Source organism: Jiella marina, assembly GCF_024359545.1.
GTDB lineage: Bacteria > Pseudomonadota > Alphaproteobacteria > Rhizobiales > Rhizobiaceae > Jiella.
The window spans coordinates 1-1872 of sequence record NZ_JAKQZG010000033.1 but is presented as its reverse complement, the minus strand read 5'-3'; the positions used below and the strand labels follow the sequence as shown (position 1 = coordinate 1872).

Here is a 1872-nt window from a genome sequence, read left to right as displayed (position 1 = left end):
GGGCATGCACTACCAAACGTCGCATGCTTTCGGGTCTTCCAATCGACTGTGATGGTATCTCGCTTGCCGTGAGCAACAGCCATGCGAGCTTATTTTATGGGGGTGTCCGCAAACCGTGTTGGTCCGCTATGCGGGACCAAACCGACCTTCGCACTCTCCGGCCTGATCGCAGCTTTCGAGGTTGGACTGCCGCTCGAAGCCCTTCAAAATGCAATCGTTGCCCATATACGCATCGCGCACATCGCGACTATTCGTTCATCAAGGTGCGGAGTGTCTCTGGAACGCGGGGTATCAATCCATGACTGCCTCGGGCAGACGGCGAAGCGAGCGCGGCATCGGAGGCGCTCGCCCAACGCGGAAGACGAGGTTCGGGCGCATCTCGTTGAGGTCGAGTAGCGAGACGAGGTCGGCGCGCATTGCTGGCTCTTCGACAGCCTGGTTCACAAAGGCGTTTCGCAGGCCCATTGCCGTCGCGCGTAGCGCCATGCGCTGGTAGGCGCGTCCCGCCGCGATCCAGCCAGCGGGATCGTTCGATGGTGCGACCAGCGTGAATATTCCGGCCGAGGAACGGATGTGGTCGGCGTACTTGTCGTTCTCGGAGTCTTTCCGGAAAAAAGCGTCGAAGAGTATCCGCCCAACAGCCTCAGGCATGGTCGGGTTGCCGGAAGCGGCCGCGTAGAGCCCATCGCCGGTCCGAGCTGCCTGCGCGCCGTTGAAGCGGATCCATTCCTTGAGTTCGGCGACGAAGGCCGGGTTGTCCATCTGCCGCGTGTTGCCGGCAATCACGAGGTCGAGGATCAGCTCGACCTCCGCTCCCTCGCGCCAGATTGCCGCCACGCCGTGAACATTCGCTTCTGCCTCGAGAAGGCTCACCTCTTCAGACGTCAGCCGTGTGCCGTCGTACGCGCTCCGGGTGCATTGACGTTCGGGGATCGCGTTGAAGAGCGCGCCATCCTCGGGCGGAGCGGGAAGGAGCGCCACTATGAGTCCCTCTGCCCCGGCCTCGCCGACCTCTCCGGACAGTCCGCGGGCGCGGGCTGCAATGCACAACGACTCGGCAGCGCAGCCGAGGCTCGCGTAGAGATGATGGTCGTCGGGATCAACGACCGGGGTCCGTCGGGAGAAGTCGGGCGCGATGGCGAGTCCGTCGGCCACCTTCGAGAACCGCCAAGGCTGGGTGTTGTGCCCGTTCGCCCCAAGCGTGGCGAAGCGGACGAGGTCCAGCGTTTCTGGCCGGGACGGAAGGGGCGCCGTCAGGTGATCGGCCGCCGCAACGTATGGCGCCGAGAGACCACGCCACCAAAGACCGGCTCCAATAGCCGCCGCACCCGCGACGGCGCCGCCAATGAAGATTCGCCTACCGATTTCCATGCACAAGCAATCGCCGATCCGTCGCCGTTGTTCTTTGATCCAGATCACTGATCCTGTCGCGTCGGCAGGCCGGAAGGATGGGCTATGGTAGCGAACGCCGCGAAGGTCGCGCCCTGCCGAATCCGTCGATGCTTTCTGCGGAAAAGGGGGCACAATGGGCTCCAAGCAGACCTTCGCGCTACTCCCGCTCTACGACGCGCGGACAATCTCTGCCGGGCGCATTCCCGCCGGCCGTATCTCAAGCCAACGGATGTGCTGATGTCGCCCGGTCATCCGGTAATGGTGCGGCAGAACGGCCGCGAAGTGCTCGTGCCGGTCATGAACCTGATCAACGGCACGACCATCGAGCGCACCCGGATGGAGCGCGTCACCTATTGGCATCTGGGACTGGATCGGCACGATGTCGTGCTCGCCGAGGGGCTTCCCGCCGAAAGCTTCTTTTCCATGGGATCGCGCGGCTGGTTCGAGAATGATCTCGACGACGTTCTGGCCAACCCCGAC

General features: G+C 63.5%; 2 protein-coding genes. One reads left to right on the top strand and one right to left on the bottom strand.

Going from position 1 to position 1872, the window contains the following annotated elements; genetic code table 11:
• Positions 1-291 precede the first annotated feature (291 nt).
• Positions 292-1371 (bottom strand): Acg family FMN-binding oxidoreductase, encoded by a 1080-nt coding sequence (locus MF134_RS23740; protein WP_255341864.1) that lies wholly within the window; start codon positions 1369-1371, stop codon positions 292-294.
• Between the two features lie 84 nt (positions 1372-1455).
• On the opposite strand from MF134_RS23740, the gene MF134_RS23735 reads away from it, so the two are divergent.
• The coding region (locus MF134_RS23735) for a Hint domain-containing protein (protein ID WP_255341863.1) at positions 1456-1872 on the top strand (417 nt) is incomplete at its 3' end.

What these genes read in the sequence shown, in the direction of transcription:
- MF134_RS23740 (WP_255341864.1), bottom strand. Translation starts at nt 1,371, where the DNA reads ATGGAAATCGGTAGGCGAATCTTCATTGGCGGCGCCGTCGCGGGTGCG.